This window comes from Duganella sp. GW821-FHT01E12 (genome assembly GCF_059422325.1).
The window spans coordinates 58,774-83,686 of sequence record NZ_JBWKWR010000016.1; the positions used below are offsets into that span (position 1 = coordinate 58,774).

Here is a 24,913-nt window from a genome sequence, read left to right on the forward strand (position 1 = left end):
TTTGGCGAAGCATTCCTTGAAGAAATTTTGCAATCTGTTTCAAGGGCTTACACTTATAGCAAAAGGGCCCGAAGATTGCTCTTCAGGCCCTTTCACTTACGAATTTTTGGTGCGGCTGGCAGGAATCGAACCCACGACCCCTTGGTTCGTAGCCAAGTACTCTATCCAGCTGAGCTACAGCCGCTTAAGCAACATTATAAAGCATTAATTTCGTTTTGCAAAGTTCGATTTTTTCTATCGTTTAGTTGGTTAAGTGTGCGAAACACCGAATCAACCACTTTGCAAACTGCTTTGCTGCATCTCCTTCAACCGGCATGCCGTTCGAAAGAAGCAGCATTATAGGGACACTCCCCCGGCTTGTCCAGCACTCTCTGTCAGGTGCCGAATTCGGCCGCCGCCTTGGCCGACCACAGCGCCTCGTTATAGGACCCGTACGGAACGCCATAGCAATCGATCTGGCCGTTCTCGCCGACAAACTTGATCCACCAGCCGGCGGCATCGACGATGATGGCGATATCGCCCGGCCGGCAGTTGTCCGCGATCTGTTCGCTTTGTTCGAGTACAACAATATGCACTTTTCTGTGCTTTAACACCGTGGCCATCGCCGCTCCCGTTTTGCGGCACTGCGCCGCTCCGCCCGCCAGTGTATATGCAGCGCACGGCCTGGCGGGAAAAAACCTGGCCATTTCACTCGCAAACCCGGCATGTTCAAGGCCTGCGGGTGGCTTCATTCATGCCAGTGATCTCGCTCATCATCAGAAAAAATTTGCATTCGATTGCGCGTTGCAGCATCATTCACCTGTCTCCTCTATTCTCCTCCAAGGAAATAGATTTAGCCCGCTCCTGTAGCGGGCTTTTTTTTTAGTGTACGATGCGGTCAGCTTTGCCTTCCAAGACAAATACAGACAGGTTGCCCCAGCATGACACCATCCACCGCCGTCGCGCCGCCCTCCCCTGACTGGTCGCGCACCGCCCTGGGCGAGCCGGCCGGCTGGCCGCTGCCGCTGCGGCTGACGGTGGACATCCTGCTCAACTCCCCCGCCGCCATGCTGCTGATGTGGGGCCACGAACAAATCATGGTCTACAACGACGCCTACGCCGCGCTGATCGGCTTGTCGAGCCTGCGTGCGCCCGGCGGCGGCGTGCCGTCCATCCAGCCGGCCGCGTGGAGCTGGAACGGCGCCGCGATCCGCCAGGCCTGGGCCGGCGACAGCAGCAGCTACCGCGGCGTCAGCCTGCCGGCGTGGCGCAACAACGGCGTCGCCCAGCTGCCGCTGGACCTGTACTACACCCCGGTGCGCAACGACACGGGCGGCGTGGCCGGCGTGCTGTGCACGCTGACGGCGGCCCAGGCCGCGCCGCTGGCCGATGCCGCGCGTCCGCTGCGCATGCTGGTGGTCGAGGACAACGCCGACGCCCGCTACCTGGTCTGCGAAACCCTGCGCGCGCTCGGCCACGAGGTGCAGGCCGCCGCCAGCGGCGAAGAGGCCCTGCCCGAGCTGGCCCGCCTACCCTTCGACGTGCTGTTCACCGACGTCAGCCTGCCCGGCATGTCCGGCGTCGAGCTGGCCCGGCTGGCGCACAAGCAGGCGCCGGCGCTGCAGCTGCTGTTCGCCTCCGGCTACGGCGACGCGCTGACGCGCCACCTGGAATTCCCCGCCCAGTCGCTGCAGAAGCCCTACGACATCGAACAGCTGCAAGCCGCGCTGGACCAGATCGCCCAGCACATGGGCGGCGCCCGACCGGCCTGAGCCGCTGCCAACCGTGCGTAGCCACGGTGGGAGATGGGCATACAATAAAGACACCGTAAAACGTCAAGCGTTAGCCTGACGAGCCTGACGGTCGCCGTCCGGCGGCCACAGGTATCGTGGCAGCCCCAAGCCCTACATGATTCTTCCAAACGAGCCCACCGACGCCGTAACGCCCGAACCCCCGCCGGACGACGCCGCGCTCCTCCCATCCTCCAACGCCCAGCTAGACTTGCTGAGCGCGCGGGAAGCGTTGCGCCAAAGCCAGCTGGAGCTGCGGGCGCTGGCCAATTCGATGCCGCAACTGGCATGGATCGCCGAGCAGGACGGCAGCAAGATCTGGTACAACCAGCCGTGGTACGCCTACACCGGCACCACGCCCGAACAGATGGGCGGCAACGGCTGGCGCCAGGTCTACGCGCCCGACTGCATCGCCCCCATGCTGGAGCGCTGGGAACACTCGCGCGCCACCGGCCAGCCCTACGAGCTGGAGGTGCCGATCCGCAGCGCCAACGGCGAATTCCGCTGGTTCCTCACGCGCGCCAACCCGGTGCACGACGCCGCCGGCCGCGTGCTGCGCTGGTTCGGCACCAGCACCGACGTCGACCAGGTCAAGCGCGTGCAGGAAGCGCTGCGCGACGAAACCGCCGTGCTGGAACTGGTCAACCGCACCGGCAGCGCGCTGGCCTCGACCCGCGACCTGCATCCGCTGCTGCAGGAAGTGACGGACGCCGCCACCCGCATCAGCGGCGCCCGCATCGGCGCCTTCTGCTACCAGGGCGCCGACGGCCACGGCAAGGGACGCATGCTGCACCTGATGTCGTCCGACGCCCCGGCCGGCTACGCCGGCTTCGGCCGCCCGCCCGACGGCGCGCCGCCCGGCGCCGCGCTGGGCGCGCACGGCACGGTGCGCAGCAACAACTGGCCGGCCGACACGCGCAACGCCCGCGGCGCGGACGGCCACCGCATGCCGCCCGGCCAGCCGCCGCTGCGCAGCTACCTGGCGGTGCCGGTGGCGCTGCGCTCGGGCGCGGTGATCGGCTGCCTGTACTTCGGCCATCCGGAGCCGGCCATGTTCAGCGAGCGCACCGAGCGCATCATCGGCGGCATCGCCGCCCAGGCCGCCGTCGCGATCGACAACGCCCGCCTGTACGAAGCGTCGCAGCAGGCCGCCGAGGAACGCAAGATCCTGCTCGACAGCGAGCGCCAGGCGCGCGCCGAGGCCGAGCGCACCAGCCAGATGAAGGACGAATTCCTGGCCACGCTGTCGCACGAGCTGCGCACGCCGCTCACGGCCATCCTCGGCTGGGCCCAGGTGCTGCGGCGCGGCAGCCGCGACCAGGCCGACCTGCACCGCGGCCTGCAGACCATCGAACGCAACGCCCGCGCCCAGGCCCAGCTGATCGAGGACCTGCTCGACATGAGCAGCATCGCCTCCGGCAAGGTGCGGCTGGAGATGCTGGCGCTGGCGCCGGCCGCCATCGTGGCGGCCGCCATCGACACCGTGCGCCCGGCCGCCGAGGCCAAGCAGATCCGCATCGAGCAGGACTTCGAGCCGGCGCCCGGCATGGTGGCCGGCGACGCCAACCGCCTGCAGCAGATCATCTGGAACCTGCTGACCAACGCCCTCAAGTTCACACCGGCCGGCGGCCGCATCGAGGTCGCCATCCGGCGCGAGGGCGACCAGATCGCCATCGTCGTGCGCGACAGCGGCATCGGCATCGCGCCCGACTTCCTGGCCCACGTGTTCGAGCGCTTCCGCCAGGCCGACGCCACCACCACCCGCAAGCACGGCGGCCTGGGGCTGGGGCTGGCGATCGTCAAGCACCTGGTGGAGCAGCACGGCGGCACCGTCACCGCCGCCAGCGACGGCGTCGGCCGCGGCGCCTGCTTCACCGTGCGCCTGCCGCGCCGGCGCGGCGGCAACGAACCGTTGGGCGCCAGCCACGGCGGCCGGCGCGCGGCCGCCCACGACCTGTCCGGCCTGCAGGTGCTGGTGGTCGACGACGAGGACGACGCGCGCGAACTGATCAAGCGCATCCTGGCCGACTGCAACGCCGACGTGCTGACCGCCGCCACCGCCACCGAGGCGCTGTCGCTGCTGCAGCATGCGCGGCCGGACCTGATGGTCAGCGACCTCGGCATGCCGGAGGTGGACGGCTACGGCCTGCTGGACCGGGTGCGGGCGCTGGGGCCGTCGCGCGGCGGCGACCTGCCGGCCATCGCGCTGACCGCCTTCGCCCGCTCGGAGGACCGCATCAAGGCGCTGTCGAGCGGCTTCCTGGCGCATATTTCCAAGCCCGTCGAACCCAACGAGCTGATCGCCAAGGTGGCCGCCATGGGCGCCGGCCGCTCCTACCCGCAGACGCGGTAATGTCCTACAAGCAATCCGAAATTCGATTGATAAACTACGGAAAAACGAAAATGCAGGTACAATTAGTTTCCATGTGGAAATATCATGCGCAGGTGTGCGCCGCAGCACAGACGCTTGCGCTATGATCGTGGGACGATAACTTTCCGGCCAGAATGGCCGATTTGAGACAGACAGAGACCTATATGCCGAGCCGAGACGAAATCCTGCACGCCAAGATCCTGGTGGTGGATGACAGCGCCGACAACGTCGAATTGATGTTGGAGATCCTGCGCGAAGCCGGCTATACCGATGTCGCCTCCACCATGCTGCCCGAGCAGGTGTGCCCGCTGCACCGCCAGCACTGCTACGACCTGATCCTGCTGGACCTGCAGATGCCGGGCCTGAACGGCTTCCAGGTCATGAAGGGGCTCAAGGAAATCGAGCAAGGCGGCTACCTGCCGGTGCTGGCGCTGACCGCCCAGCCCAGCTTCAAGATCGCCGCGCTGGAAGCGGGCGCGCGCGACTTCATCAGCAAACCCTTCGACCTGCTGGAAGTGCACAAGCGCATCCACAACATGCTGGAGGTGCGGCTGCTGTACAAGGAACTGGCGCAATACAGCCGCCAGCAGCAGGAACTGGCGCTGCACGATCCGCTCACCGGCCTGCCCAACCGCCGCCTGCTGGAAGACCGCATCGCCACCGTGCTGCAGCACGCCACGCGCCAGCAGAACAAGGCCGCCGTCATGTATCTGGACCTGGACGGCTTCAAGGCCATCAACGACACCCACGGCCACGCGGCCGGCGACGAGATCCTCAAAATGGTGGCGCAGCGCCTGGTCGGCTGCGCCCGCAAGGAGGACACGGTGGCCCGCGTCGGCGGCGACGAGTTCGTCATCGTCATGGGCAATATCGCGCAGCCGGGCGACACCCACGAGCCGGCCGCCAAGCTGATCGAGGCGGTCTCCGAACCCTACGTCGTCAACGGCCTGACCCTGCGCCTGTCGACCAGCATCGGCATCGGCATCTATCCCGACGACGCCGACCAGGTGGCCTCGGTGATCGCCGTGGCCGACGCCGCGCTGTACGAGGCCAAGCGCCTGGGCAAGAACCGCTGCTGCACCGCGCAGATGATGCCCATGCCGCCGCAGCAGCACCACGCGCTGTCGCCAACGCCGGCCTGAGCGGCCGGCGCAAGGCTTAGTGCGCCATGGCCGGGGTGGTCTCGACGCGGGTCGCGCCGGCATCGACCGACACCGGATCGCTGGCCGGGAAGGTCATCTCCAGGCCATCGTCGAGCCGGACTTCGGCGGCCAGCTCCTGCGGCGTGGCCTGTTCATGCTCGGCCAGCGTGGTGATCGCGCTGGCCCATTTGACGAAGTCCAGGTTGGCCAGTTCGCGCACCGTGTGCACATTGAACGCCTGTGCCAGCGCCTTGGCGTCCTTGGCGCTCAGGCCGCGCAGCGCGCTGGTGGGGGCGTCGGCCAGCGCCCGGAAACTCAGGCCGACGTACTCTTTATCCACGACAGTATCGATGTTCATGATGGGTCCTTTCCTTGGGGGTGGACCACCACTATCGCAGCTAGCGGCCGCCGGTTCTGTACGGAGCCGAACACTGGCGCCGCATGGCTGTTGTCGCGTCCGATTGACAGGGCGTTTTTGACATTCATATATGCAATTGATATGATGATTTGGCGTATATTTCTTGCTTCTCTGGCAGCTTCAAGGCCGCGAAGATTTCGCCGTGTCAGCAGTATGCAGAGACCCCGTGCCTAAAACTGAAAAACCCAAAATCCTGGTGGTCAACGACGATGCCAACAGCCTGTTCGCGTTGACCAGTCTGCTCACGCAGTGGGCCGAACAGGAAGCCTACGAGGTGTTGGCGGCCCGCTCGGGCCAGGAGGCCTTGCGCCAGGTGCTGATGCACGACTTCGCCGTGATCCTGCTCGACGTCAACATGCCAGGCATGGACGGCTTCGAGACCGCCGAGGCCATCCACCAGCGCGCGCGCTCGGCCAACATCCCCATCATCTTCATCACGGCCTTCCTCGCGGACGAGCTCGACCGTTTGAAGGCTTACCAGCGCGGCGCGGTGGACTTCCTGTTCACGCCGGTGATCCCGCAGGTGCTGCGCGCCAAGGTCGCGGTGTTTGTCGCGCTGGCCACCAAGAACGAGGAACTGAAGCGGCAGGCGCGCCAGCTGAGCCAGCGCACCACCGAGCTGACCGCCACCAACCTGCGCCTGACGCGCGAGATCGAGGAGCGCGAGTCGGCCGAGCGGCAGAACCACGCCAAGGACGAGTTCCTCGCCATGCTGGGCCACGAGCTGCGCAATCCGCTGTCGGCCATCAGCAGCGCGGCCTCGCTGATCGGCCTGCCGGGCGTGTCGGCCGACGGCGTGAGCCGCGCCAAGAAGATCATCCAGCGCCAGAGCCAGCACCTGGGCAGCATCGTCGACGACCTGCTGGACCTGTCGCGCGCGATGTCGGGCAAGATCCTGCTCAACCGCGCGCCGCTGGACCTGGCCGCGCTGGTGGCGCAAACGCTGGAAACCTACCGCGCCACCGGCCGCAGCGCCGACTACCAGCTGGTGCACGACCTCGACCACGGCTGGGTCGACGGCGACGCCACCCGGCTGGAGCAGATCGCCAGCAACCTGCTCGACAACGCCCTCAAGTACACGCCGGCCGGCGGCCGCATCGAGGTGCGCACCTGGACCGAGAACGACGACGTCGTGCTCAGCGTGCGCGACACCGGCGTCGGCATCGCGGCCGACCTGCTGCCGCACGTGTTTGACGTGTTCGTGCAGGGCTCGAGCACGCTGGACCGCTCGCAGGGCGGCCTGGGCATCGGCCTGTCGCTGGTGCGCCGGCTGGCCGACCTGCACGGCGGCCACATCGCCGCCGAAAGCAAGGGGCCGGGCGGCGGCAGCACCTTCACGCTGCGCCTGCCGCGCATCGAGCACCAGACGGCGCCGGCGCCGCCGCCCGCCGAGGCCGGCGGCGCGCACGGCCTGCCCAATATGCCCAGCATCCTGCTGATCGAGGACAACGACGACGGCCGCGAAATGATGACCATGATGCTCAGCTGTTACGGCTACGAGGTGCACTCGGCGGCCGACGGCCACGAGGGCGTGGCGGCCGCCGCCCGCCTGCAGCCGGACGTGGCGCTGATCGACATCGGCCTGCCCGGCATCGACGGCTACGAGGTGGCGCGCCGCCTGCGCGCCGATCCCGCCACCGGCGCCATCCGCCTGATCGCGCTGACCGGCTACGGCCTGGCCGAAGACCTGCGGCGCGTGATGGACGCCGGCTTCGACCGCCACCTGGTCAAGCCGGTCGACATCGACCAGCTGCTGGAGGCGATCGGCGGCTGCGTGTGCGTGCCGGTCAAACAGTGAGCATTTGCCAGAGTGCGCCACGACTTGCAAAGCTCGGGTATGATCGCCACACAAAGTACGTCCTAACAGAGAGAACCATGTCCGTCCCGGCACCACAAGAACAAGACGCCCTGCGCAGCGCCGAGCTGAGCGACCTGCTCGGCCACGTCCACACCTGCTGGGACAACGAGCGCCGCTCGCTGTCGCGCCAGCTGCACGACAGCCTCGGCTCGTCGCTCACCGCGCTGACCATGCACCTGGGTTTGCTGATGCAGAAAATGCCGCAGGAGGCCGCGCTGCAAGACCGCGCCGTCCACATGAAGCAGCTGCTGATGCAGATCGTTGAAACCAACCGCCAGATGCAGATCAAGCTGTGGAACGACAAGCTCGAATTCCTCGGCGTGCGCGTGGCGCTGGGCGAGGCGGTCGAGCAGTTCGGCCAGCAGCACCAGGTCGCCGCGCGCTGCAGCCTGCCGGAAGAAGAACTGAACTGTCCGCGCAGCCACGGCATCGTGCTGCTGCATACGCTGGAAGAAGCGCTGCGCAACATCGCCGCGCACGCGCATGCGACCGAGGTGGACGTCATCGTCGACGACAACGAGGACGAGGTGATGCTGACGGTGAAGGACAACGGCATCGGCCTGAGCGCCCCGCTGGCGGGCGTGCTGGGCCAGGTCAGCGGCAAGTTCGGCCTGCGCACCGCGCGCGAACGGGCCGCCTACCTGGGCGGCACACTGACGCTGTCGGCCGGCGCCGAGCGCGGCGTCACGCTGACGATGATACTGCCCAAGCCTGCGCCGGCATCAAGCTGAGCTAGTGCAGCTTGACCAGCGGCGTGCTGCGCTTGATCAGGAAGCGCGCCAGCGCCAGCAAGGCGGTGCGCACCGTGCCCAGCACGGCGCGGTGATGCATCAGGTGCAGGCTCACGTACATCAGCCGCGCCACCAGGCCGTCGACAAACCAGCTCAAGCCCTTCAGCGATCCCATCAAGCTGCCCACCGTCGTGCTCTGGCCGAACGACACCAGTGAGCCGTAGTCGCGGTAGACGTACGGCCGCTGCTGCGGCGGCCTGCCCTGGTGCTGGCGCATAACGGTCTGGTACAGGTAATCGGCCTGCTGGTGCGCGGCCTGCGCGCGCGGCGGCACCAGCTTGCCGTCGGCCCCGGCGCAGGCGGCGCAATCGCCCAGCGCGTAAATGCCCGGATGGCCTTGCACCGCCAGGCGGGCGTCGACTTCGAGCTGGCCCGACTTCGTGGCCGGCAAGCCCAGCTGACCGAGCCACGCCGGCGCCTTGATGCCGGCCGCCCACACCACCAGCTGCGCCGGGTAGACGGTGTCGCCGGCCGTCACCGCGTCGGCGGCGATGGCGCTCACGCGGGTGTCGGTCACGACCGTCACGGCGCGTTCGCGCAACAGCGCCAGCGCGGCGGCCGCCACCTTGTCCGGCAACGGCGCCAGGATGCGCGGCGCGCCTTCGAGCAGGGTGATGCGCACGTCGCGTTCGGCGTTCAGTCGATGGAAGTCGTAGGCCGCATACACGCCGCTGGCCTCGCGCAGTTCGGCCGCCAGTTCGACGCCGGTGGCGCCGCCGCCGATGATGACGATGTCGACGCCGGCCTCGGGCCGCGTTGCCTTCTGCAGCGCGGCCTGGGTGAGCAGCTTGAGCAGGGTCAGGCGGAAGCGCTCGGCGTCCTCGGTGGCGTTCAGGGAAATGGTGTGTTCGGCCGCGCCCGGCACGCCGAAATAATTGGAGACGCTGCCGACCGCCAGCACCAGCGCGTCGTAGCCGATGCGGCGCTCGGGCAGCACTTGTTCGCGCTGGCCGTTGTCGCCGCTGTAGATGGGGCCGACCGTCAGCTGGCGCTCGGCCTCGGCCAGCGCCAGCATCGGCCCGTAGACGAAGGTGAAGCCGTTGTCGTGCGCCAGCATCGGATAGGACAGGCCTTCCTGATGCACGTCCAGCGTGCCGGCCGCCACCTCATGCAGCGACGGCTTCCAGATGTGGAACTGCCGGCTGTCGACCAGGGTCACCGCCTGCGGACCCAGTTTGCGGCCCAGCTTGCAGGCGAGTTCCAGCCCGCCCGCACCGCCGCCTACAATCACGATTTTGCTGTGCAAACCTGACTCCCGTGGGCGGCGGCCGGCGCCGCGGGATTAGTCCTTGTTGTGGCCGTTGCCGTTGCCGTGGCCATTGCCATTGCCATTGCCATGTCCGCGGCCGTTGCCGTTGCCATGGTCGTCGTCGCGGCGGTCGTCGCGGCGGTCGTCACGCCGGTCTTCGCGGCGGCCTTCGCCATGACGCTCGCGATAGCGCGGCACGTATTGATTCTGGTACCAGCCGTCATCGACGAAGTACACGCGCTGGCCGCAGGCGCGATACTCGGCGCAATGCTTGTCCCAGTGCTTGGCGTGGCCCGGCGGCACATGCAAGTAGACCGGCGCGGTCTCCACATAGCGCACCGGGCGCTGGATGATCACCGGCTCGCGGTAGATCACCTGCGGCTGCGGGAAATCGCCGATGTCGATGCGGCCATAAAAGCCCGGCTGGCCGATGTTGATGGAAACGCCGACGTCGCTGGCATACGCTGCGGAGGACAATGCCAGCAGGCTGGCGGCAAGTATCTTGGCTTTCATGATGGCCTTCTTTTCTTGTAATCGTGGCTGAGCGAACTTGCTCACTTCTCATCTTAGCAAACCGTGGAGTAACTTTCCGTACGCTAGCGTACATAAAACGCCACAATCGCTCACCACAGTTGCGCCAAAGGCAACACTACGCCGCTGAAGAAAGCCCAGTCCGGCGACGCGCGGTTCAAGCCGTGGGCCGCGCCGACATCCACCGTCAAGCGCTTGCTGGGACTGTAGCTGAACGCCACCAGCACCTGCGCCGTGCTGGCCGCGCCGCTGCGGCGGGTGCCGGACCACTCGCCGGTCACGCCCCACTGTTCGTTCAGCGGCGTCGAGAACGAGGCCGACAGCCCGGTCTGCACCCTGCCCGTGCCGGCGTCGTAGGCGCCAAGGCGGGTGGCGTTGAGGTTGGCGTCCATGTGGACCTTGCCCATGTCCTGGCTGTAGATGCCGTTGAGGCTGTAGTCGGCGCGGCCGCTGCCGATGCTGTCCTTGGCGGTGGGCGCCTTCGCGCCCAGTTCCAGCCCCAGCGCGCTGGCCTCGTCGAGGATGAAGGCGCGCTTGAGCACGAACTGCGTGTCGCCGATGCCGCGCGCGCGGCCGCCGTTGCCGTCCGGCGCCGACACAAAGCCCTCGCCCACCAGCACCACGCCCCACTGCTCGTTGAAGCCCAGCTTGAGCGCGTACGGCAGGCTGTTGCGGCGGCCATCATCGGATTTGCTGCTCAGTCCACCCAGTTCAAGTTCCAGCTGGCCGGCGGCCGGCAATTGCGCCGGGCTGGACACGGACGGCCGGTACGGCGTGATCGGCGGCCCGTCTTCCGCGTGGCAAAACAGCGGCAACAGGCACAGCGCGGCGGCGAGAGGAGTTTTCATCATGTTTCCCAATTTAACAATGCCATCAGCGTAGCACGCCGCTTGCTGAAGGGAAAACCCCCATGCTAGAATAATCGTTCGAGACCTAACCATTAGTCGCTAAATCATATGCCCTCTATCGAAGAACGCTTCTCCGCCGCGCTGCACGGCACCGCCCGCGCCTGGCGCCTGGCGGTCGACCGCCGCCTCAAGCACCTGGGCCTGAGCCAGGCCAGCTGGATGGCGATCGCCTTCATCGCCAAGGAAAGCGAGGCGCTGTCGCAAACCCGGCTGGCCGCCCGCGTCGGCGTCGAGGACCCGACCATGGTCGCCACCATCGACCGCCTGGTCAAAGCCGGCTACGTGGTGCGCACGCCGTCCGCGACCGACCGCCGCGTCAAGCTGGTCAGCCTGACCGAGCAAGGGCAGCAGATCTACCAGAGCGTCTGGCAGGAAGCCTCCGCCTTCCGCCTGGAACTGCTGGGCGGCGCCGATCCGGCGGTGCTGCGCGTCGTCACCGAATTCCTGGAGACGCTGCTCACCGAGATCGAGCCGCGCCCATGAGCACAGCCGCACCGCCGGGCGAGATCAACCGCCCCATGATCACGCTGTCAATCATGCTGGCGACCGTCATCCAGGCGCTCGACGGCACCATCGCCAACGTCGCGCTGCCGCACATGCAGGGCAGCCTGTCGGCCTCGCAGGACCAGATCACCTGGGTGCTGACCTCCTTCATCGTGGCGGCAGCCATCGCCACGCCGCTGACCGGCTGGCTGTGCGACCGCTACGGCCAGAAGAACATCTTCCTGACGGCGGTGGCCGGCTTCACGCTGGCCTCGGTGCTGTGCGGGCTGTCCGGCTCGCTGGCCGAGATCGTCGCCGCGCGCCTGCTGCAGGGCGTGTTCGGCGCGGCGCTGGTGCCGCTGTCGCAGGCCACGCTGCTCGACATCAATCCGCGCGAGAAGCATGGCTCGGCCATGGCCGTGTGGGGCATGGGCGTGATGATCGGCCCCATCCTCGGCCCCACGCTGGGCGGCTGGCTGACCGACAGCTACAACTGGCGCTGGGTATTCTTCATCAACGTGCCGGTCGGCGCGCTGGCGTTCTACGGCATCTGGCGCTACATCCGCCCGGTGCCCGGCGCGCGCAAGATGAGCTTTGACGCCTTCGGCTTCGCCACCCTCAGCCTGTCGATCGGCGCGCTGCAAATGCTGCTCGACCGCGGCGAACAGAACGACTGGTTCGCGGCCAGGGAGACCTGGGTGGAGGCCATCGTGCTGGCCCTGAGCTTCGCCTACTTCGTGGCGCACACCGCGCTGCGGCCGGCCGGCAAATCGTTCTTCGACTACCGGCTGCTGAAGAATTCGAACTACGTCAGCGGCCTGCTGTTCATCTTCATCGTCGGCCTGGTGCTGTTCGCCACGCGGGCGCTGACGCCGTCGATGCTGCAAAGCCTGATGGGCTATCCGGCCGCCGTCGCCGGCCTGGTGACGGCGCCCAGCGGCATCGGCACCATGATCGCGATGATGGTGGTGGGCCGGCTGGTCGGCAAGTTCGACCTGCGCCTGCTGCTGGGCATAGGCTTCGCCATCACCGCCTTCTCGCTGTGGCAGATGACGCGCTACACGCTGGTGCTCTCGCGCAGCGACATCGTCTGGCCGGGCGTGATCCAGGGACTGGGACTGGGACTGGTGTTCGTGCCGCTCAGCGCCGCGACCTTCGCCACGCTGTCGCCGGAGATGCGCGCCGAAGGCACGGCCATCTACAGCCTGATACGCAATATCGGCAGCTCGATCGGCATCGCGATGGTGCAAACGCTGCTGGTGCGGAACACGCAGACCATGCACGCCACGCTGGCCGAGAAAATCACCACCGTCAATCCGGCGCTGCTCGACAACGTGGCCACGCCGGAAGCGGCGGCCGCCCTGAACGGCGAGATCACCCGCCAGGCGTCGATGATCGCCTACGTCGACGATTTCTGGCTGATGATGATCCTGACGCTGTGCGTGATCCCGCTGCTGCTGTTGGTGCGCCCGCCCGCCAAACAGGCCGCGCCGGCGGTCGACCACGCCGCCATGGAGTGACTTTGAAACGAATGGAACCTCAAATGAACAAGACCACCCTGCTGCTTGCCATGGCCCTGGCATTGGCCGGCTGCGCCCACATCGCGCCGGACCAGCATCCGCCGGCGCGGCGCGACATCGCCGAGCTGCCCGCCGACATCAAGCTGGCGCGCGAAGGCTGGCCCGACGCGCAATGGTGGACCGCCTACCGCGATCCGCAACTGGACGCGCTGATCGCGCAGGCCCTGGCCTCCGCCCCGACACTGGAGGTGGCGGCGGCGCACATCGGCAGCGCGCGCTCGGCGCTGTCGCGCACCGCCGCCGACCTGGGACTCGATGTCGATGGCTACGCCGGCGCCAACCGCCAGCGCTATTCCGGCACCGGCCTGTTCCCCGCGCCCATCGGCGGCGCGTGGTTCACCGCCGAGACCTTGCGCCTGGAAGCGCGCTACAACTTCGACTGGTGGGGCAAGAACCGCGCGCAGGTGGCCGCCGCCGTCGGCGAGTTGAACGCCGGCCGCGCCGAATACGCGGAAGCCGAACGCGCGCTGGCCGCAACCATCGCGCAAAGCTACTTCCGTTTGCAAGGCGCGTGGGCGCGGCTGGCCAACAACGAACAGCTGGCGGCCACGCAGGCCGCGCTGGTGCAGGACAAGGCCAGGCGCATCGCCGGCGGCCTGGCCGTCGGCGACGAGCAGCGCGCCGCCGAAGCGGAACTGAATCAGATCCGCAAGCAGCACGCCCAGCTCACCGCCGACATCGGCCGCGAACGCGAAGCCCTGCGCGCCCTGACCGGCGCCGGCGGCGAGGCGCTCGCCGGCCTGGCACCGCGGCCGCTGGGCAGCGCGGCGCACGCCCTGCCCGCCCGCCTCGGCATGGAGCTGCTGGCGCGGCGCCCGGACCTGCAGGCGGCGCGCTGGAAGCTGGAAGCCTCGCTCAGCAGGATAGACGCGGCCAAGGCGGCGTTCTATCCCGACGTGAACCTGACCGGCTCCATCGGCCTGGACACCATCAAGCTGGAGAACCTGCTGCAGGCGGCCAGCCGCACGTTCTACCTCGGCCCGACATTGACGCTGCCGCTGTTCGACAGCCGCCGCCTCGACGCGCAGCTCGACGGCGCCCGCACCGGCCGCAACGAGCGCATCGCCGAATACAACCAGGCGGTGGTCGACGCCGTGCGCGAGGTCGCGCAGGACGGCGTGCAGCTGCAAGGCATAGAGCTGCAGATCGCGCAGCAGGCGGCGGCCACCGGCGCGGCGGGCGCGCAGCTGGCGTCGGCGCAGGCGCGGCTGGCGCACGGCCTGGCCGACCGCGCCGCCGCGCTGAACGCACAACTGGCGCTGCTCAAGCAGCAGGACGCCGACCTCTATCTGCAACAGGTGCAGCTGCTGGCCGAAGTGGCCCTGACCAACGCGCTGGGCGGCGGCTACCGCGAAGAAGCGCCCACCGCCACCGCCTCCAAATAAAACGGGAACCGAATATGAGCACTGACATCACCAAAACCAACGACAGCAAACGCAAGACCGTCCTCGCCGCCATCACGCTGCTGTTCCTCGCCGCCGGCGCGGCCTACGCGGTCTACTACAAGACCGTGCTGTCGAAGGAACAGGAAACCGACAACGCCTACGTGGGCGGCAACCTGGTCAACGTGTCGTCGCAGGTGGCCGGCAACGTCACCGAGATCCGCGCCGACGAAACGCAAATGGTGCGCGCCGGCGCCACGCTGATCAAGCTCGATTCGGCCGACGCCGATGTCGCCCTGAGCCAGGCCGACGCCCGCCTCGGCGCGGCCGTGCGCCAGCAACGCCAGCGCTATGCGGACGTGGCGCAGTACGAGGCCACGGTCGCGCTGCGCAAGCTGCAATTGAAAACCGCCGAGGACGACCTGGCGCGCCGCAAGCCGCTGGCGGCGGACCACACGGTGTCGGGCGAGGACGTGGACCACGCGCGCCAGGCCGTGGACAACGCGCGCGCCGCGATCGCGGTGGCGCTCAGGCAGGCCGAGGCCGCGCAGGCCGGCGTGGCGGGCGTGGCGCTGGCCCAGCATCCGCTGGTGCAGGCGGCCAAGGCGGACTATGTGCAGGCGTGGCTGGCGGCGCGCCGCAACACCATCGTCGCGCCGGTGTCGGGCTATGTGGCCAAGCGCGGCGTGCAGATCGGCGCGCGCGCCACGCCGGGCACTTCGCTGCTGTCCATCGTGCCGCTGGACCAGCTGTGGGTGGACGCCAACTTCAAGGAATCGGAACTGCGCGGCATCCGCGTCGGTCAGGACGCGAAGATCGAGGCCGATATGTATGGCGGCAAGGTGCTCTTCCACGGCAAGGTGGCCGGGCTGTCGGCCGGCACGGGCAGCGCGTTCTCGCTGCTGCCGGCGCAAAACGCCAGCGGCAACTGGATCAAGGTGGTGCAGCGGCTGCCGGTGCGCATCGCGCTCGACGCCAAGGAACTGGCCGAGCATCCGCTGCGCATCGGTTTGTCGACCACGGTGACGGTCGACATCAGCAAGACCGACGGCCCGGTGCTGGGCGCGGCCATGCCGCAGGCGGCGGTCTACAGCACGCAGGCGCTGGCGCAGCCGATGCAGCAGGCCGCCACCGCCGCCGACGCCATCATCGCCCGCAACCTGTGATTATTTGCGCAGCTCGGCGTCGAGCTGGCGGATCGCCGCCTGGGCGTGGGTGATCACGCGGTCGGCCACGCGCTGGCGCATGCCGGGCACGCGGCCGGCCGCTTCGGCCTCCAGCAGCAAGGGCGTGAGCAGCTGCAGCGCCGATTCGTGGAAGCCTTGCGCCACCAGGTCCAGTTGCGCGTTGAAGCTTTGCTCGGCGGCCTGCAGCTGCTTGCGCAGTTCGGCCTCGAAGGCGGCGCGCTTGTCGCGGATCTCGGTTCGTTTGCGCTTGCCGCCGTCGCTGAACCACTTGAACGCGCCGGCCAGCAGCACCGCGCCGCCGACGAACGGCGCCACCGGCGCCACCACCGGCAGCACCACCGCCGCGCCGATCAGATAGGCCGCCGTGCCGGTGCCGGCCGCCACCACCGCGCCGCTCATCAGGGTGACGTTGGCCGCCGTGTCCACGCTGTTGACGATGCGCGTGCCAACCCGCAGGCGCGGCATCAGCCTGGCCAGCGTGGAGTGGTGCTGACGCTGGAACACCGACGATTGATTCAGCCGCATCGCCTGCTGGAACAGCCGCAGGTCCTCCTGCAGCAGATGCAGCGATTGCTCCTTGCGGCGCACGATGCGGTCCAGCCGCCGCTCCATCTCTTGGCCGAACTGCTGGCGGCCCATGCTGGCCCAGACGTCTTCATCCTTCCACTGGTCGGTGTTGAGCCGGTCGGTGATCGCCAGTTCGATGGCATTGCCGGCGTCGTGCACGGCGTCGTCGATTTCCTCCACCAGCAGGCGGCGTTCGTGGGCGATGCGCTGGTCCACCAACGTCAGGCGTTGCAGCACCTGGTTTTTCAGGTCGTTGGCGGCGCTGATCAGCGTGGCGGCCATGGCCTCGCCCACCGACAGCATGCGCGCCTGCTCCAGGTAGGCGCTGATGTCCTGCGCGATGGCGGCGGTGGTGGCGCCCACCAGTTCGCGCAATTGACCGTGGTCGATGTCGCCGGACTGGAAATTGCGCGCGTGTTCGACCAGCACCGGCTGGCCCGCGTGGCGGCCGAAGTCGGCCACGGCGTCGGCCAGCGAGCGGCCGCGCACCAGCCGGCGCGCCTGTTCGCCCAGGTTGGCGAGGATGCCGCGTTCCTCGGCCTGCGGCAGGCGGTTCAGGTCTTCGGGCGAGAGCCGGGCCGACAGCGCCTTGGCCAGCCGCTGCGCCAGCACGCGGGCGTCGGCGCCGTGCAGCGCCAGCAGCGGGATGGTCATACTAAGGGCGTTTTCGCGCGCGGCCTGGTCGATGCCGGCGCTACTGCGGCTCAGGGCGTTGAAGGCCCAGTCGACGTCCACGCCCGATTCGATGGCGTTCAACACCAGCGCGGTGAAGACGGCGGAGGATTTGCCGTCGCCGGCGATGTCGGTGACGGCGGCGAATTGGGCCAGCGTCAGGCTGCCTTCGTTGCCGGCGATGGCGCCGACCGCGCGCGCGTAGGCCGAGCTGAAACTCTGGTCGGTGGACATGTGCTCGTCCAGAGAGCGCACGCTGATGACATGGGTATCGCCTGGAGTACCGTGCTGATTGTTCACACTTGCTCCACTTCGTAAATAATGCTGTTATTGCATTTTAACTGAAGCGGCGCGATCGCTGCGTTAGCTGGCGAACGGCTAGGAGCGGAAGTAGGTCAATGCGGCGAACAAAATGACATCCTGAAAAATACTGAGCGCTAAGATCCAAACCTTCACGTCGGTCGCCAGTTGCGAGAACGCGTCGCGAATCCGCGCGTTTTGCTCTTTGATCGATTGTGTACGCAACGCTTCGCTAAGCGCGGCCGCGTGCGCTTCTGCCAGCGCCGCGCAAGCGCCACACTTTGAGGCGGCTCAAGCCTGCGCCACCTCGGTGGAAAGAATCAACGTTTCCTTGATCTCCTCCATCACGACGTAACTTTTCGACTGCGCCGCCCCAGGCAAGCTGAGCAGCATATCGCCCAGCAGCTTGCGGTACTCGGCCATCTCGTGGATGCGCGCCTTGATCAGGTAGTCGAAATCGCCCGACACCAGATGGCATTCCTGCACCTCCGGGATGCGCAACACCTCGCGCCGGAACTGCTCGAACACCGGCCCCGATTTCTGGTTCAGCGTGATCTCCACGAACACCAGCAGCTTGGCCCCCAGCGCCGGCGGATCGATGCGCGCGTGGTAGCCGGTGATCACCCCGTCCCGCTCCATGCGCTTGACCCGCTCGATGGCCGGCGTGATCGACAGCCCGACCTGCTCGCTCAAATCCTTCATCGAGATCCGCCCATCCTCCTGCAGGATGCGCAATATCTTTCTGTCCAGCTTGTCCAGGGTGCGGACAGATTCCTTTTGAATTCGCATGAAAATCCACTGAATTTATCAAGTTATACAGTAACAAATACTGGTGATACAAGCATACCATAGCGGAATATCTGGCATGGCTAAATAATCGGGAGACTGTATGCGCGTTGTGATCTTGGGTAGCGGTGTTATCGGCGTCACCAGCGCCTACTATCTGGCCCAGGCCGGCCACGACGTGACCGTGCTCGACCGCCAGCCCGGCCCCGCGCTGGAAACCAGCTTCGCCAACGCCGGCCAGATCTCCCCCGGCTACGCCTCCCCCTGGGCCGCGCCCGGCATCCCGCTCAAGGCGATGAAATGGATGCTGCAGCGCCACGCCCCGCTGTCGATCACCCCGGACGGCACGCTGTTCCAGCTGCAATGGATGTGGCAGATGCTGCAGAACTGCAATGCCGAACGCTACGCCGTCAACAAGGAGCGCATGGTGCGCCTGGCCGAGTACAGCCGCGACTGCTTCAAGGCCCTGCGCGCCGCCACCGGCATCGAATACGAAGGCCGCCAGCAAGGCACGACCCAGCTGTTCCGCACCCAGAAGCAGCTCGACGACGCCGCCAAGGACATCCAGGTGCTGCAGGAAACCGGCGTGCCCTACGAGCTGCTCAACCGCGAACAACTGGTCGCCGCCGAGCCCGGCCTGGCCCAGAACAAGCTGGTCGGCGGCCTGCGCCTGCCCAACGACGAGACCGGCGACTGCCAGCTGTTCACCACCCGCCTGACCGCGATGGCCGAGCAGCTGGGCGTGAAGTTCCGCTACGGCGTCGACATCACCGGCCTGGTCACGGCCGGCGAGGAGATCAAAGGCGTGCAGCTCGCCGGCGAACTGGTGACGGCCGACTCCTACGTGGTGGCGCTGGGCGCCTACTCGACCACGCTGCTGAAAGACCTGGTCAAGATTCCGGTCTACCCGCTGAAGGGCTACTCGATCACCGTGCCGATCGTGAACGCCTCGGCTGCGCCGGTCTCGACCATTCTGGACGAGACCTACAAGATCGCCGTGACCCGCTTCGACGACCGCATCCGCGTCGGTGGCATGGCCGAGATCGCCGGCTTCAACCTGAACCTGAACCCGCGCCGCCGCGAAACGCTGGAAATGGTGGTCAACGACCTGTTCCCCGGCGCCGGCGACACCGCGTCCGCCACCTTCTGGACCGGCCTGCGTCCGATGACGCCGGACGGCACGCCGGTGGTGGGCCGCACCGGCCTGCGCAACCTGTTCATCAACACCGGCCACGGCACGCTGGGCTGGACCATGTCCTGCGGCTCGGCTCAGCTGCTGTCGGACCTGATCTCGTCGCGCCGCCCGGCCATCTTGTCCGACGACCTGTCGGTCAGCCGCTACCACCGCGACGGCGCCGCGCGCCGTCCGCAGTTCGCCAACGCCTGAAGAAGCTCAGACTAGCTTTCCCCGTGCGCGGCGCCCGCGAAGGCGCCGCGCACTGTCGCATTGCCGCCTCCTCCCGTCCCAGGAAACCACATCGCGCCATGATGGCGTTGAGATTGGGGCCGCGCATGCGTATAATTTTGATCATGAATAAACTTGAAGCATTCGGCCATATCGCGGCGCTGGCCATCCGTGGTGAACTGGTTTTCCCGACCAGCGTAAATGCGGCGCTCCGCGTCCAGCTTGCGCTCGACGATCCGGAATGCCCGGTCGACAAGGCGATCAGCCTGGTGCTGGCGGAGCCTATCCTGGCCGCGCGCACCGTCGCCATCGCCAATTCGGCGATGTTCAACCGCTCCGGCGCGCCAATGATCACCAACGTGCGCGGCGCCATCATGCGCATCGGCTACCAGAACCTGTTCGCGCTGGCCGCCGCCATGGTGGTGCGCCAGTTCGGCGCAAAAATCGCCGACCCCGAACTGCGCTACAAGGCCGAAAAGCTGTGGGACCATACCATCGCCGTGGCCGCGCTGTCGCGCATCATCGCGCGCCAGGTCACCGGCGTCAATCCGGACACCGCGCTGTTCGCCGCCATCGTCCACGAGGTGGGCGGCTTCTACCTGCTCTCGCGCGCCGACGAATTCCCCGGCCTGCTGGAGGAAGATCCCGAGAACTGGCACTCGGCCAGCGAGGAGATCATCACCCGCGAAGTGATGCGCAAGCTGTGCATCCCCGAGCCAGTGGCCGAAGCCATCGAAGGCCTGCGCGACAGCTTCATGTCGATCCCGCCGGACACGCTGCTCGACACGCTGCTGCTGGCCAATCACCTGTCGCCGGTGAAGTCGCCGCTGCAGGAGCCGCAGCGCGACCTGCCGCCGCACTCCGATTCGGCCATCGACCTGTTCATCGACCAGGAGAAGCTGGAATCCATGCTGGCCGAAGCCAGGGTCGACGCCATCGAGATGAACGCCGCGCTGCTGGTCTGACCTTCAGCGATTGGCATAGCCGGAGCGGAACGGCTTCTGGCTGCCGTCGGGCGCATACACATGGCGGTCGGCGGCGCCGATATCCGCGCCATACACATGCACGCCGACCGACACCCGGTCGTCAAAGGCGTTGCGCACTTCGTGGATGTCGCCCAGCGCGGGCGACACCGCGCACACCTCTCCCACCTTCAGCAACAACGGTGCGCCATCCGGCGCGAGGGCGCCGCCTTCTACGCGCCATGCCTGCGCCACCTCCGCGCCGCGCAGCATGCCGGCTAGGCCCCATACCGTGTGATCATGCACCGGCGTGCGCTGGCCCGGCCCCCATACGAAGCTGACGACCGAGTAGCGTTGCGCGGGATCGAGATACAGCAGGTACTGCCGGTAGAACTGCGGATGCGGATGCGCCATCGCGTCGGGCAGCCAGTCGTCGTGCGCCAGCAAGGCGCGCAGCAGCGCCGCGCCCCGCGCCAGGATGTCGGCTTCGGACGGACTGCGCGCCAGCAGCGCGTCCATGCCGTCGACAAAGCGCCGCAGGCGCGGCGGCAGATCCGGTTGCTGTTGCGGGTGCTCCATGCGGCCTCCCGTCGAGGATTTATCACCCCATCTTAGCGTATTTTGCTATCCTGACGTCCGCGATCATCACGGAGGAATCGAATGCAGCATGCGCCATTGTCCTACGGCTCCGACTCATCGGGTCTGGTCTGCGGCTACCTGTTCGGCCGCGCGCCGGACGGCAAGGGCCTGCCGCTGGACGCCGACGCCGCCTGCATCTGGCTGGCCGCGCGCGAGCAGCATCCGCAGGAATTCATCTGGCTGCACTACAACCTGGCCAACACCGCCAGCGAGAAATGGCTACACGAGCACACCGCGCTGCCGGAGGAGTTCTACGAAAGCCTGCACGAAGGCCCGCGCTCGACCCGCATCGAGATGGCCGACAACACGCTGATCGCCGTGGTCAACGACGTGCTGCACGATTTTTCGTTCGAGCCGTCCGACATCTCCACGCTGTGGTTGAGCGTCGACCGGCAGATCGTCATCAGCGCGCGGCGCAAGCCGTTGAAGGCGGTGGACGGACTGCGCAACGCGGTGCGCAACGGCGAGCCGATACGCTCCTCGGTCGAACTGCTGATCCACCTGCTGCGCGACCAGGCCGACGCGCTGATCAAGATCGTCCGCAACGCCATCAGCACGGTCGACGAGATCGAGGACAATCTGCTAGCCGGTAAACTGAAGACCAAGCGCGCCAGCCTGGGCGCGCTGCGGCGCGTGCTGGTGCGCCTGCAACGCCTGCTGGCGCCGGAACCGGCGGCGCTGTTCCGATTGCTGCAACGGCCGCCGGCATGGGTGGCCGACATCGACGCCCAGGAGCTGCGCCAGTCGACCGAGGAATTCTCGATGGTGCTGGCCGACATGGCCTCGCTGCAGGAGCGCATCAAGCTGATACAGGAAGAAATCGCGGCGCTGGTCAACGAGGGCAATAACCACAGCCTGTTCGTGCTGACCATCGTCACCGTGCTGGCCCTGCCGATCAACATCATCGCCGGCCTGCTGGGCATGAATGTCGGCGGCATCCCGCTGGCGCAGGACCCGGAAGGCTTCTGGCTGGTGGTGGCGATCGTCGCCAGCTTCACCGTGATCGCAGGCTGGCTGGCCTTCCGCCGCCAGCGCGATGTGTCATAAGGTCATGGAAAGGTCAAGTCCATGCCGAGCATTCTGACCACGAGGAAGGTGACGAACCCCAGGCCCAGGAGCGATAGCGTGAAGAGCGCCACCACCTTGCCGCTCGCACGCAGCACCGCGCGCCCCTCGCCCTTCTTGCCTTGATCGTAATGCCATTTGATGGCGAAGAACATGCCCGTGCCAAGCACGAGAGCCTTGAACGTACCGAAGACTATTGGGATCCAGTCCATCATTTTGTGTGTTTCCAGGTTATTACTTGCGACTATCCATCGTGAGGAGCTCAACCTCCGCACGGTCTGAGGCATAGTACCTAAAAACTATTTCCATGTATCGGGACAAAATGTCCCAGGTGCGTCTTAAGTGGAGCTTGCGGAAATGAGGAGCAAATGCGTCTTACAGCCAAATTAGCCCAGATCGGCATATCCCTGGCCCTGGCAACAGCGCTGGCTCTCCTGTCGGTGCATGTTGAGCAGGTCGGTCCCGAAGTGGCGGAGTACGGCAACTTGTGTGGACCAAACGCCGCCAGTCCGTGCTACAAGCTGGAATTGAAGGGCGGTTTTCCGGCGGCATATTTGTTCGACGCACCGGGTATTTCCGTGGAACGCCAGCTGTCGTTCGGTGAAGATCGGCTGTTCGTACCTGCTCTGATGCTAGATATGGCTTTTTATTTTACTATTGCCTTACTGGTCACTCAGGTTATCTCACAACGCTGGGCCATGCATCGCCCCAAGTCGTAGCCAGGATCGACTTCGATTCCGCTCAGTCTCTTCAACAAGCGAAAGGAAACCATGAAAGTACCACCTGACGATTTGCCGATTTATCGGGTGCTAACGGGCCCGGACGATGCAAAATTTTGTCGCCGCGTTAGCGAGGCGCTTGCGCTAGGATATGTGCTTTACGGCTCGCCATCGGTGACGTTTAACGGAGAAAGCGTGATCGTAGCCCAGGCCATCATCTGGCCTGCGATTGACGCTTAGTTGGCTTCATTCGGCCAATACCGACGATCCCGAGGACTTGGAGAAGTTCAAGCTCAACGTGCTGTATCACTTCTCCTGGCGGTCGAACACATCACGGCCAACCTGGCCTTTATCGTGGCCGGCGACGTGGAGCTGCTGGAGCGACTGCGGCCCTGAAGTTCCAGACGCGGCGCCCGCCGTAGGCCGCGAACAGCACGCCCATCGCCAGCGCGATCAGGTTGTCGCGGCGGTAGCTGCCCTGCACCGTGGACAGCGGAGACACCTCCTTGCCGCCGACCGTCAAGCCATAGGCCACGTAGTAGCGCCCCGGCAGAAAACTCGGGCTGCTCACTTGCCCCGGGTGGTAGCTCACCTTGACCGGATAGGCTTGCGCATCAAGGATCGCCGCGCGCAGGCGCTGGTCCGAGTCGCCTTTGGCAAACAGCACGAAGCGGCGCTCGTCGCCGTCCAGCGTGAAATACAGGCCGCCCTGCGCCGGCTGCGACCACGCGACGCGGCCGCTCGCCGTCTCCAGCTGGCCGGCGTCCGGGAAGTTGCGCTCCAGCGCGACGAACAGCAGCATCAGGCCTATGCCCAGCAGCAGAAAGAAGTACGCACCGCGCTCGCTGGCAAACCAATTCTTCATCGTGTTTCAGGGTAGGGACAATGCCGCCATCATACAGGCGCGGCCCGCCGCCGTGGCTAAGACTATCCGCGTATATTTTCTCGGAGCAACGTTGTATAGTGAGCACCTGTTTGTCATTTGAGGAGCGGCGATGCTGGTGATACTTGGATTCTTGATCGTGATGGGCGCGGTGTTCGGCGGCTTCGCGCTGGACGACGGCCACCTGGCTGCGCTGTACCAACCGTATGAGCTGCTGATGATAGGCGGCGGCGCGCTCGGCGCCTTCGTCATCGCCAACGACAGGAAGTCCATCCGGGCCACGCTCAAGGCGCTGCCGACGCTGTTCCAGACGTCCAAGTACACGCGCGAGCTTTACCTGGAGCTGATGTCGCTGCTGTACGAGATCCTGGCCAAGGTGCGCAAGGAAGGCCTGATGGCGCTGGAAGCGGACATCGAGGCGCCGTATCAAAGCCCGCTGTTCGCCAAGTTCCCCAACATCCTCGCCGACCATCATCTGGTGGAGTTCATCACCGACTATCTGCGGCTGATGGTCTCGGGGAATATGGACCCGTTCCAGATCGAGAACCTGATGGACAACGAAATCGAAACCCACCACCAGGACGGCGACCTGCCGATCCACGCCATCACCAAGCTGGCCGACGGCATGCCGGCGTTCGGCATCATCGCAGCCGTGATGGGCGTGGTGCACACCATGGGATCGGTGGGCCTGCCGCCGGCGGAGCTGGGCAAGCTGATCGCCGCCGCGCTGGTCGGCACCTTCCTCGGCATCCTGCTGTCGTACGGCGTGGTCGGCCCGCTGGCCGCGCTGCTGCAGCGTAAATTGAACGAGTCGTCCAAGATGTACCAGTGCATCAAGGTCACGCTGATCGCCAGCATGAACGGCTATTCGCCGGTGCTGGCGGTAGAATTCGGCCGCAAGGTCATCTCCGCCACCGAGCGGCCGTCATTCAACGAACTTGAAGCGCACTTCAAGCAAAACAAAGCCAGGGCATGAGACTTCAACTGCGAGAAAAAATCATCCGCGTCTGCAACGACAAGATCGCGCAAAAGGGCGAGACGGTCGGCCTGTCCTTCTACGCCTTCTTCGCCAACCGCAACGACGATCCGGAGCTGCTGATGGAGGCGGCCGAATGGTGGATACGCACGCACCAGCTGGATCACTTCGAGAAGGCCGTCAAGATCCGCTCCATGGTCGAGCAGGGACAATAAGCGATGCGCAGGTCCGCGACTGCCGCCCCACCCCGCCGCTGGTCCTGCGTCACCC

At 66.4% G+C, this 24,913-nt stretch carries 26 protein-coding genes and 1 tRNA gene; 16 read left to right on the forward strand and 11 right to left on the reverse strand.

Features of this window, described 5'->3' with window-relative positions:
• Window positions 1-107 precede the first annotated feature (107 nt).
• Window positions 108-184, reverse strand: a tRNA-Arg gene (locus AC07WS_RS28635).
• A 190-nt stretch (window positions 185-374) separates the two neighbouring features.
• A complete protein-coding gene (locus AC07WS_RS28640) occupies window positions 375-575 on the reverse strand; it encodes a hypothetical protein (protein ID WP_494732332.1) in 201 nt (66 codons plus the stop codon).
• A gap of 345 nt (window positions 576-920) precedes the next feature.
• Here AC07WS_RS28640 and AC07WS_RS28645 point away from each other — a divergent pair, with 345 nt between their 5' ends.
• The 3 genes from AC07WS_RS28645 to AC07WS_RS28655 all read left to right on the forward strand — a co-directional run bounded on the left by AC07WS_RS28645 (window position 921) and on the right by AC07WS_RS28655 (window position 5,282).
• The gene (locus AC07WS_RS28645) at window positions 921-1,751 is read left to right on the forward strand and encodes a response regulator (protein ID WP_494732333.1); all 831 of its coding nucleotides are present in this window, start codon (window positions 921-923) and stop codon (window positions 1,749-1,751) included.
• 136 nt (window positions 1,752-1,887) lie between these two features.
• On the forward strand, window positions 1,888-4,122 hold the full coding sequence (locus tag AC07WS_RS28650) for a hybrid sensor histidine kinase/response regulator (protein ID WP_494732334.1): 2,235 nt from the start codon (window positions 1,888-1,890) through the stop codon (window positions 4,120-4,122).
• A 182-nt stretch (window positions 4,123-4,304) separates the two neighbouring features.
• Entirely contained in the window at window positions 4,305-5,282 is a 978-nt protein-coding gene (locus AC07WS_RS28655) for a diguanylate cyclase domain-containing protein (RefSeq protein WP_494732335.1), read from the forward strand.
• A gap of 16 nt (window positions 5,283-5,298) precedes the next feature.
• Here the strand turns inward: AC07WS_RS28655 and AC07WS_RS28660 are convergent, their stop codons facing one another.
• On the reverse strand, window positions 5,299-5,640 hold the full coding sequence (locus AC07WS_RS28660) for a hypothetical protein (RefSeq protein ID WP_494732336.1): 342 nt from the start codon (window positions 5,638-5,640) through the stop codon (window positions 5,299-5,301).
• Window positions 5,641-5,866: 226 nt separating this feature from the next.
• On the opposite strand from AC07WS_RS28660, the gene AC07WS_RS28665 reads away from it, so the two are divergent.
• Window positions 5,867-7,498, forward strand: a complete 1,632-nt coding sequence (locus tag AC07WS_RS28665; protein ID WP_494732337.1) for a response regulator — start codon at window positions 5,867-5,869, stop codon at window positions 7,496-7,498.
• Window positions 7,499-7,575: 77 nt separating this feature from the next.
• Window positions 7,576-8,289 (forward strand): sensor histidine kinase, encoded by a 714-nt coding sequence (locus AC07WS_RS28670; protein ID WP_494732338.1) that lies wholly within the window; start codon window positions 7,576-7,578, stop codon window positions 8,287-8,289.
• Between the two features lies 1 nt (window position 8,290).
• Here the strand turns inward: AC07WS_RS28670 and AC07WS_RS28675 are convergent, their stop codons facing one another.
• The 3 genes from AC07WS_RS28675 to AC07WS_RS28685 all read right to left on the reverse strand — a co-directional run bounded on the left by AC07WS_RS28675 (window position 8,291) and on the right by AC07WS_RS28685 (window position 10,977).
• Window positions 8,291-9,595 (reverse strand): NAD(P)/FAD-dependent oxidoreductase, encoded by a 1,305-nt coding sequence (locus AC07WS_RS28675; protein ID WP_494732339.1) that lies wholly within the window; start codon window positions 9,593-9,595, stop codon window positions 8,291-8,293.
• A 36-nt stretch (window positions 9,596-9,631) separates the two neighbouring features.
• Window positions 9,632-10,111, reverse strand: coding sequence for a hypothetical protein (locus tag AC07WS_RS28680; RefSeq protein WP_494732340.1), 480 nt, complete (start codon window positions 10,109-10,111; stop codon window positions 9,632-9,634).
• Window positions 10,112-10,221: 110 nt separating this feature from the next.
• Window positions 10,222-10,977 (reverse strand): transporter, encoded by a 756-nt coding sequence (locus tag AC07WS_RS28685; RefSeq protein ID WP_494732341.1) that lies wholly within the window; start codon window positions 10,975-10,977, stop codon window positions 10,222-10,224.
• Window positions 10,978-11,085: 108 nt separating this feature from the next.
• Here AC07WS_RS28685 and AC07WS_RS28690 point away from each other — a divergent pair, with 108 nt between their 5' ends.
• From AC07WS_RS28690 to AC07WS_RS28705, 4 genes are read left to right on the forward strand one after another with little or no spacing between them, the layout of a single operon-like run.
• Complete coding sequence (locus AC07WS_RS28690; RefSeq protein WP_494732342.1) at window positions 11,086-11,520, forward strand: MarR family winged helix-turn-helix transcriptional regulator; 435 nt, start codon at window positions 11,086-11,088, stop codon at window positions 11,518-11,520.
• Window positions 11,517-13,040: an MDR family MFS transporter gene (locus AC07WS_RS28695; RefSeq protein WP_494732343.1), complete on the forward strand. Its 1,524-nt coding sequence runs from the start codon at window positions 11,517-11,519 to the stop codon at window positions 13,038-13,040. The genes AC07WS_RS28690 and AC07WS_RS28695 overlap by 4 nt, the downstream gene beginning before the upstream one ends.
• 23 nt (window positions 13,041-13,063) lie before the next feature.
• A complete protein-coding gene (locus AC07WS_RS28700) occupies window positions 13,064-14,485 on the forward strand; it encodes an efflux transporter outer membrane subunit (RefSeq protein ID WP_494732344.1) in 1,422 nt (473 codons plus the stop codon).
• 14 nt (window positions 14,486-14,499) lie between these two features.
• Window positions 14,500-15,648: an HlyD family secretion protein gene (locus tag AC07WS_RS28705; protein WP_494732345.1), complete on the forward strand. Its 1,149-nt coding sequence runs from the start codon at window positions 14,500-14,502 to the stop codon at window positions 15,646-15,648.
• Here AC07WS_RS28705 and AC07WS_RS28710 read toward each other — a convergent pair whose 3' ends face one another.
• A complete protein-coding gene (locus AC07WS_RS28710; RefSeq protein WP_494732346.1) occupies window positions 15,649-17,208 on the reverse strand; it encodes a hypothetical protein in 1,560 nt (519 codons plus the stop codon). It abuts the gene before it with no gap.
• A 291-nt stretch (window positions 17,209-17,499) separates the two neighbouring features.
• Entirely contained in the window at window positions 17,500-17,997 is a 498-nt protein-coding gene (locus AC07WS_RS28715; protein WP_117010045.1) for an Lrp/AsnC ligand binding domain-containing protein, read from the reverse strand.
• 100 nt (window positions 17,998-18,097) lie between these two features.
• On the opposite strand from AC07WS_RS28715, the gene AC07WS_RS28720 reads away from it, so the two are divergent.
• Both AC07WS_RS28720 and AC07WS_RS28725 read left to right on the forward strand, forming a co-directional pair.
• A complete protein-coding gene (locus AC07WS_RS28720) occupies window positions 18,098-19,381 on the forward strand; it encodes a D-amino acid dehydrogenase (protein ID WP_494732347.1) in 1,284 nt (427 codons plus the stop codon).
• Window positions 19,382-19,524: 143 nt separating this feature from the next.
• Window positions 19,525-20,364 carry an HDOD domain-containing protein gene (locus tag AC07WS_RS28725; RefSeq protein ID WP_494732348.1) on the forward strand — a complete coding sequence of 280 codons (840 nt, stop codon included), beginning with the start codon at window positions 19,525-19,527 and terminating at the stop codon, window positions 20,362-20,364.
• A gap of 3 nt (window positions 20,365-20,367) precedes the next feature.
• On the opposite strand, the gene AC07WS_RS28730 is transcribed toward AC07WS_RS28725, so the two are convergent.
• The gene (locus tag AC07WS_RS28730; protein ID WP_494732349.1) at window positions 20,368-20,940 is read right to left on the reverse strand and encodes a cysteine dioxygenase family protein; all 573 of its coding nucleotides are present in this window, start codon (window positions 20,938-20,940) and stop codon (window positions 20,368-20,370) included.
• Between the two features lie 81 nt (window positions 20,941-21,021).
• On the opposite strand from AC07WS_RS28730, the gene AC07WS_RS28735 reads away from it, so the two are divergent.
• Window positions 21,022-22,047 (forward strand): transporter, encoded by a 1,026-nt coding sequence (locus AC07WS_RS28735; RefSeq protein WP_494732350.1) that lies wholly within the window; start codon window positions 21,022-21,024, stop codon window positions 22,045-22,047.
• 2 nt (window positions 22,048-22,049) lie between these two features.
• Here the strand turns inward: AC07WS_RS28735 and AC07WS_RS28740 are convergent, their stop codons facing one another.
• Window positions 22,050-22,280, reverse strand: a complete 231-nt coding sequence (locus tag AC07WS_RS28740) for a hypothetical protein (RefSeq protein WP_494732351.1) — start codon at window positions 22,278-22,280, stop codon at window positions 22,050-22,052.
• A gap of 153 nt (window positions 22,281-22,433) precedes the next feature.
• On the opposite strand from AC07WS_RS28740, the gene AC07WS_RS28745 reads away from it, so the two are divergent.
• Both AC07WS_RS28745 and AC07WS_RS28750 read left to right on the forward strand, forming a co-directional pair.
• Window positions 22,434-22,784 carry a hypothetical protein gene (locus AC07WS_RS28745; protein ID WP_494732352.1) on the forward strand — a complete coding sequence of 117 codons (351 nt, stop codon included), beginning with the start codon at window positions 22,434-22,436 and terminating at the stop codon, window positions 22,782-22,784.
• 51 nt (window positions 22,785-22,835) lie between these two features.
• Window positions 22,836-23,024 carry a DUF1737 domain-containing protein gene (locus AC07WS_RS28750; protein ID WP_494732353.1) on the forward strand — a complete coding sequence of 63 codons (189 nt, stop codon included), beginning with the start codon at window positions 22,836-22,838 and terminating at the stop codon, window positions 23,022-23,024.
• Between the two features lie 109 nt (window positions 23,025-23,133).
• On the opposite strand, the gene AC07WS_RS28755 is transcribed toward AC07WS_RS28750, so the two are convergent.
• Entirely contained in the window at window positions 23,134-23,649 is a 516-nt protein-coding gene (locus AC07WS_RS28755; RefSeq protein ID WP_494732354.1) for a hypothetical protein, read from the reverse strand.
• 130 nt (window positions 23,650-23,779) lie between these two features.
• Here AC07WS_RS28755 and motA point away from each other — a divergent pair, with 130 nt between their 5' ends.
• Together motA and AC07WS_RS28765 are read left to right on the forward strand one after the other, a co-directional pair.
• Entirely contained in the window at window positions 23,780-24,643 is an 864-nt protein-coding gene (gene motA, locus AC07WS_RS28760; RefSeq protein ID WP_494732355.1) for a flagellar motor stator protein MotA, read from the forward strand.
• A complete protein-coding gene (locus AC07WS_RS28765; RefSeq protein WP_494732356.1) occupies window positions 24,640-24,858 on the forward strand; it encodes a DUF6500 family protein in 219 nt (72 codons plus the stop codon). Before motA ends, AC07WS_RS28765 begins: the two co-directional genes overlap by 4 nt.
• Window positions 24,859-24,913 lie beyond the last annotated feature (55 nt).

Bases quoted from the DNA above. Each gene is read 5' to 3' on its own strand.
- AC07WS_RS28645 (WP_494732333.1), top strand. From the start codon at position 921: ATGACACCATCCACCGCCGTCGCGCCGCCCTCCCCTGACTGGTCGCGC.
- AC07WS_RS28650 (WP_494732334.1), top strand. From the start codon at position 1,888: ATGATTCTTCCAAACGAGCCCACCGACGCCGTAACGCCCGAACCCCCG.
- AC07WS_RS28655 (WP_494732335.1), top strand. From the start codon at position 4,305: ATGCCGAGCCGAGACGAAATCCTGCACGCCAAGATCCTGGTGGTGGAT.
- AC07WS_RS28660 (WP_494732336.1), bottom strand. From the start codon at position 5,640: ATGAACATCGATACTGTCGTGGATAAAGAGTACGTCGGCCTGAGTTTC.
- AC07WS_RS28670 (WP_494732338.1), top strand. From the start codon at position 7,576: ATGTCCGTCCCGGCACCACAAGAACAAGACGCCCTGCGCAGCGCCGAG.
- AC07WS_RS28680 (WP_494732340.1), bottom strand. From the start codon at position 10,111: ATGAAAGCCAAGATACTTGCCGCCAGCCTGCTGGCATTGTCCTCCGCA.
- AC07WS_RS28685 (WP_494732341.1), bottom strand. From the start codon at position 10,977: ATGAAAACTCCTCTCGCCGCCGCGCTGTGCCTGTTGCCGCTGTTTTGC.
- AC07WS_RS28690 (WP_494732342.1), top strand. From the start codon at position 11,086: ATGCCCTCTATCGAAGAACGCTTCTCCGCCGCGCTGCACGGCACCGCC.
- AC07WS_RS28695 (WP_494732343.1), top strand. From the start codon at position 11,517: ATGAGCACAGCCGCACCGCCGGGCGAGATCAACCGCCCCATGATCACG.
- AC07WS_RS28700 (WP_494732344.1), top strand. From the start codon at position 13,064: ATGAACAAGACCACCCTGCTGCTTGCCATGGCCCTGGCATTGGCCGGC.
- AC07WS_RS28705 (WP_494732345.1), top strand. From the start codon at position 14,500: ATGAGCACTGACATCACCAAAACCAACGACAGCAAACGCAAGACCGTC.
- AC07WS_RS28715 (WP_117010045.1), bottom strand. From the start codon at position 17,997: ATGCGAATTCAAAAGGAATCTGTCCGCACCCTGGACAAGCTGGACAGA.
- AC07WS_RS28720 (WP_494732347.1), top strand. From the start codon at position 18,098: ATGCGCGTTGTGATCTTGGGTAGCGGTGTTATCGGCGTCACCAGCGCC.
- AC07WS_RS28725 (WP_494732348.1), top strand. From the start codon at position 19,525: ATGAATAAACTTGAAGCATTCGGCCATATCGCGGCGCTGGCCATCCGT.
- AC07WS_RS28730 (WP_494732349.1), bottom strand. From the start codon at position 20,940: ATGGAGCACCCGCAACAGCAACCGGATCTGCCGCCGCGCCTGCGGCGC.
- AC07WS_RS28735 (WP_494732350.1), top strand. From the start codon at position 21,022: ATGCAGCATGCGCCATTGTCCTACGGCTCCGACTCATCGGGTCTGGTC.
- AC07WS_RS28740 (WP_494732351.1), bottom strand. From the start codon at position 22,280: ATGATGGACTGGATCCCAATAGTCTTCGGTACGTTCAAGGCTCTCGTG.
- AC07WS_RS28745 (WP_494732352.1), top strand. From the start codon at position 22,434: ATGCGTCTTACAGCCAAATTAGCCCAGATCGGCATATCCCTGGCCCTG.
- AC07WS_RS28750 (WP_494732353.1), top strand. From the start codon at position 22,836: ATGAAAGTACCACCTGACGATTTGCCGATTTATCGGGTGCTAACGGGC.
- AC07WS_RS28755 (WP_494732354.1), bottom strand. From the start codon at position 23,649: ATGAAGAATTGGTTTGCCAGCGAGCGCGGTGCGTACTTCTTTCTGCTG.
- motA (WP_494732355.1), top strand. From the start codon at position 23,780: ATGCTGGTGATACTTGGATTCTTGATCGTGATGGGCGCGGTGTTCGGC.
- AC07WS_RS28765 (WP_494732356.1), top strand. From the start codon at position 24,640: ATGAGACTTCAACTGCGAGAAAAAATCATCCGCGTCTGCAACGACAAG.